We start from the raw sequence: 4,776 nt of genomic DNA, 5'->3' as shown, positions 1-4,776 counted from the left end.
TTGCTTACCTCCACCTTAATTCCTTCTTTCAAAACTATACCTATCAATCGTTTCCCCTTTTTTTAAGTTTCTTCTCTTTTTGTTAAGAAAGATCTGACTAATGGATAGCTTATTAAGGGGGGTGCCGATAGGCGGGGGTATCTTATAGTTTTTAACACCCAACTACTTAAAAATAGATTTGGTATCAGGATATAAAACTAAGTAGAAAATATCTAGGTAATAAGAGTTGCAATTTTTTTCTTGGCATAAGTTAATATTTGAGAGAGGAAAATATAGAAGCAGCTGATTATTTACTAACCTACTTTTTTTTAATTTTTAACGGGTTAGGACTGAGATATACTGAAATGGTTGCTTATAGATCACTACTATGGGACGTTTAGCGCTGATCAGCGTGACTGACAAAACCGGAATAGTTGACTTTGCCCGTCAGCTAACAGAAGAATTTGATTTTGAAATTATTAGCAGTGGAGGAACCGCCAAAACACTGCAATCGGCGGGAATTTCCGTGATTAAAGTGGGAGAGTACACAGGCTCTCCTGAAATCTTGGGCGGAAGGGTGAAAACTCTCCATCCTCGCATCCATGGCGGTATTTTGGCTAGACGGGATTGGCAGTCAGATTTAGCGGAAATGGAGGCTAATCAAATTCGTCCTTTTGATTTGGTGGTGGTTAATCTCTATCCCTTTGAACAGACGATCGCTAATCCTGAGGTTACCACCGCTCAGGCGATCGAACAAATCGATATTGGTGGTCCGGCGATGTTACGCGCCTCGGCTAAAAATTTCGCCCATTTGACTGTCATCAGTAACCCCAAGTATTACGAGCAGTATTTAAGCCAATTACGGCAAAATAACGGCGAAATCTCCCTGGAATTCCGTCAAAAAATGGCGGGGGAAACCTTCGCTTTAACCAATGCCTACGATGGAGCGATCGCATCCTATTTCGCCAGCTTAAACGGGGAAACGACTCGCTTTAATTTGGCGGGAAATGCCTTGCAAACCCTGCGTTACGGCGAAAATCCCCACCAAAGTGCCACTTGGTACGGCAGCGGTACAATGGCTCAAGGTTGGGGAAAAGCGACCTTATTACAGGGAAAAGAACTAAGTTATAACAATTTAGTCGATTTAGAAGCAGCCCGCCGTTTAATCGCCGAATTCGGCAGGGAAGAACCGGCTGCCGCTATCTTGAAACACACTAATCCCTGTGGAGTGGCGATCGGTGGTAGTTTAGTGGAAGCTTATACTAAAGCTTTTAACGCCGATGCTATCTCGGCTTTTGGGGGTATTGTTGCCCTAAATCAAGCCATAGACGAAGCAACCGCTAAAGAATTAACGAAAACCTTCCTAGAATGCGTGGTTGCCCCCGATTGTAGCCCCGAAGCCCGGGATATCCTTGCTAAAAAGTCAAAAGTGCGGATTTTATTGCTGCCGGATTTAAGCACGGGAGAAAAACAAACAGTAAAAGTTATCGCCGGCGGTTTTCTAGTACAAGCGGCCGATGATCTGGTAGAAACCCCAGATGATTGGCGCGTGGTGACAGAAAAACAACCCACTGCCGCACAATTAGCGGAATTACTGTTTGCTTGGAAAGTATCTAAGCACGTTAAATCTAACGCTATTGTGGTGACAAAAAATCAAACTACTTTAGGCGTTGGTGCGGGGCAAATGAATCGCGTTGGTTCGGTGAAAATTGCCCTTGAACAAGCAGGGGAAGCGGCTAAAGGTGGCTATTTAGCTAGTGATGGTTTTTTCCCCTTTGATGATTCTGTTCGCACGGCGGCCCAGTTTGGTATCGAGGCAATTGTTCAACCCGGAGGTTCTTTAAAAGATCAGGATTCAATTAATGCCGCTAATGAGTTAGGTTTAATTATGGTCTTAACAGGCATTCGTCATTTCTTGCATTAATACAAAGTTAGGGTGTGTTATTGCTTAAATTAACGCACCCCAACCAGTTATGAATTATCGGTTAATTTCCCTTACTCAATAGTCTTAAATTTGCCAAAAGTGCGAGGATGGCCAGCTTTTTGGTAACAAAGAAAATAGTGCTATGTCTGGCTATTTGTTCAGGTCATTTCCTCAAATGCTTTGGACAAAAATTGACCATACTTGGCGATTGCAGTTTCCCTTCTAACCATTAAGAGTGTCAAAATAATAGTAAAATTTTGTGACAAAGTGCAGTCAGATCTAAGAATCTTTGCTAGAACTCTAGAAGGCTTCTGTGATAAGTCTCCTTAAAGGAGATTGTTTGCAGTAAACTAATCTGGCTAACACGCTTTTGGGCGTAATATAGGGAAAGTTTCTTGCGATCACGCCTAATAGTGGACTTGTAAGAAGGAGAAGTACAACAAATGATGAGAATTGGGAAGTACAAAAAATTTGGATTGATTGTGGGAATGGTTTCATTGGCCGTGATCCTGAGTTTCTTGACCATCTTCAATGGTTCAGATTTTGCTCTTGCTCAAGCTTCCCGAACAAAGCTGTGTAGTGTTGTTGTTCCTGACAATTGGCGAGATACGATTTCAGTTCCATCCGGTTGGAATTCTGGCACTTGTCAGTCTTATGCCAGATCAGTAGGTGCAACGTTTTACCAACTTGGCTGCGGTTTTAGCAATTCCTTCTCCTTGGGAGCAGAGAACGGAGGCACTCCAAACCCTAACTGTGGTTGGTAGCCATCGCCGTAGGGTGCGTTCCCTAATCTGGGGCGTTGCTGAATCAAGGTATGAATAACAACCTTGCACCCATCCAAAAGTTAGTTTAGGTCTAGGTTTTAAAAATCCCACAAAAGAAGATTCATATCTCAAATCAGCAACGCCCCCTAATCTGGCTCCCACTGCTCCACCGATCGATTTTTGGGGAACGCACCATGCCCATGGATTGAAACTGTGAGTTTAAGTGCGATGCCGATCTTGTAGGGTGCTAAAACGCGCGTGTAACGCACCTTTTTCAAGTCAGCTATAATGTCGGTTAGACAATGCTCTTATGAGGCGTTTAACCATCAGATATACATTCATGAGCATATTGTTCAACCAGTAATTCGATTATTTTTTCATAAGGAATTTGCTTTCGATCTGCTTGAGATTTAAAGAAGCTTACACTTTCTTCTGTTAATTCTAATGTTACTTGATTAGTTTTGGTTTTATCCTTAGGAACTAACTGGTCTGGAGGCGGTAAAAAATCTTTAACTACTTGTCCCAGTTCCATTGGTTCATCAGTATAAGTTATTTTGCTGTTCATATAGTTTACGTCCTTTTCGCCAATAACCAGCTCCAAAAATTCTAACTTTTCCTTCCCGGTAAGTAAAGCGCACTGTGATGATTCCTTCATTAACTTGCCCCATACAGTAAAATCGATTTTCTTCTTGACTGTGAGCCAGATCTTGTACGATAACTCTGTTGGGGTCAAAAAATGCGTATTGGGCTAATTCAAAGGAAACATCGTGTTTCTGTTGGTTTAAAAGATTTTTATCTTCATCCCATTCAAAGCTTTCATCCATAAGCGGAGTTGATCAGCCTAATCACCATAATTTTAACATATTAAGAGGGATAAGCAAATTGCGAAATTTTGTCTCGCTCCCGTCTTCCTAGAAAAGAACCGAGGCTTTAAAGAACATGAGTTGAATCAAATTGATCGGCTGCTGATAGAACATCAAACAACATTACTAGATACACCGACCGTAAATCAAGTGCGATCACTGATCTGGTAGCAAGTAGCTTAAGGTTTGAGGGCCAACTAACAAAGATATGCCCAGAGGTGGGTTAGTCATCTATCGGATTAAAATGTAAAGAGAATAATCACCCATACTTCAATCTAATATCCATCCTATGCAAATTACCCTCAACCTTGATGAATCGCTTCTCAAGGAAGCCTTTCAACTGACTAACCTCACCACCCAAGAGGAACTAATGAATCTTGCTCTACAAGAATTCGTAAAATCCCGCCGTAAGAAAAACCTTCTCGACCTTGCCGGACAAATTCAATTTGCTCCAGATTTTGATTATAAAGCCCTACGTGAAACTCGTCATGTTGCTGATTGACACATCTGTGTGGATCAGCGTCTTCCGCGATCGCAGTGGTCAAGTTCGCCAGCAACTGGAAACGTTAATTGCAAATCGTGAGATTTTACTCACCCGCTTTACCCAGCTTGAACTGCTTCAAGGGAGCTTAAACGAGCAAGAGTGGACAATCCTCTCTACTTACCTCGAAGTGCAGGATTATGTTGAACTCAGGCCTTCTTCCTGGCAAGCGGCTGCACGTATTTACTATGATCTGCGTCGTCAAGGATTGACTGTTCGCAGCCCAATTGATTGCTGTATTGCTCAAGCGGCACTGGAAAATGATCTGCTTCTGATTCACAACGACCGTGATTTTGAAACCATTGCTCAAGTGCGATCTCTTCAAAATCTCCGTTTTCAGCCCTAGGGTGCGTCCCCTAATCTGGCTCCTACTGCTCCACCGATCGATTTTTGGGAACGCACCATGCCCATTGATTGAAGCTGTGAGTTTAGTTGCGATGCCGAAAGCACTGGTTGGTCTATCGGCGCGTTACGAGGGCAAGCCTAATCGTAATCAAATTCAGAATGGTACAGTCACACGAAGGTGGCATTGGAACAGTGGAAGAATGCAAACTAAAACCTGGGCTTGGAGCGCAAATTGGTGAAACTATCTTCATCGAAAATTTTGGGTCTGAAACCCCGTCGTTCTACGACGGCTTTACTGTTAAATATGAGCATCGTTTACGAAATATATGCTAAAATGTGAGGTATGGAAAAAGCCTATTC

7 protein-coding genes are annotated in these 4,776 nt (G+C 42.6%); 5 read left to right on the top strand and 2 right to left on the bottom strand.

Annotated features, from left to right (window positions below; translation table 11 throughout):
- The first annotated feature begins 367 nt into the window (after positions 1-367).
- A complete protein-coding gene (gene purH, locus H6F92_RS06735; RefSeq protein WP_190357249.1) occupies positions 368-1,903 on the top strand; it encodes a bifunctional phosphoribosylaminoimidazolecarboxamide formyltransferase/IMP cyclohydrolase in 1,536 nt (511 codons plus the stop codon).
- A gap of 669 nt (positions 1,904-2,572) precedes the next feature.
- Positions 2,573-2,725 (top strand): hypothetical protein, encoded by a 153-nt coding sequence (locus H6F92_RS06730; protein ID WP_190357247.1) that lies wholly within the window; start codon positions 2,573-2,575, stop codon positions 2,723-2,725.
- A 261-nt stretch (positions 2,726-2,986) separates the two neighbouring features.
- On the opposite strand, the gene H6F92_RS06725 is transcribed toward H6F92_RS06730, so the two are convergent.
- Positions 2,987-3,199 carry a hypothetical protein gene (locus tag H6F92_RS06725; protein WP_228020978.1) on the bottom strand — a complete coding sequence of 71 codons (213 nt, stop codon included), beginning with the start codon at positions 3,197-3,199 and terminating at the stop codon, positions 2,987-2,989.
- A gap of 7 nt (positions 3,200-3,206) precedes the next feature.
- The gene (locus tag H6F92_RS06720) at positions 3,207-3,491 is read right to left on the bottom strand and encodes a BrnT family toxin (RefSeq protein ID WP_061433170.1); all 285 of its coding nucleotides are present in this window, start codon (positions 3,489-3,491) and stop codon (positions 3,207-3,209) included.
- A 39-nt stretch (positions 3,492-3,530) separates the two neighbouring features.
- Here H6F92_RS06720 and H6F92_RS27170 point away from each other — a divergent pair, with 39 nt between their 5' ends.
- The 3 genes from H6F92_RS27170 (at position 3,531) to vapC (ending at position 4,417) form a co-directional block, all read left to right on the top strand.
- Positions 3,531-3,701: a hypothetical protein gene (locus H6F92_RS27170; protein ID WP_472407876.1), complete on the top strand. Its 171-nt coding sequence runs from the start codon at positions 3,531-3,533 to the stop codon at positions 3,699-3,701.
- Between the two features lie 118 nt (positions 3,702-3,819).
- Complete coding sequence (locus H6F92_RS06715) at positions 3,820-4,032, top strand: type II toxin-antitoxin system VapB family antitoxin (RefSeq protein WP_002754145.1); 213 nt, start codon at positions 3,820-3,822, stop codon at positions 4,030-4,032.
- Positions 4,019-4,417 (top strand): type II toxin-antitoxin system VapC family toxin, encoded by a 399-nt coding sequence (gene vapC / locus H6F92_RS06710; protein ID WP_002785628.1) that lies wholly within the window; start codon positions 4,019-4,021, stop codon positions 4,415-4,417. Before H6F92_RS06715 ends, vapC begins: the two co-directional genes overlap by 14 nt.
- The last annotated feature ends 359 nt before the right edge of the window (positions 4,418-4,776 follow it).

Origin of the sequence: Microcystis wesenbergii FACHB-1317 (assembly GCF_014696875.1) — a bacterium.
Classification (GTDB): Bacteria; Cyanobacteriota; Cyanobacteriia; order Cyanobacteriales; family Microcystaceae; genus Microcystis; species Microcystis wesenbergii_A.
The sequence above is the reverse complement of the archived record's forward strand: the minus strand, read 5'-3'. Positions and strand labels throughout refer to the sequence as shown.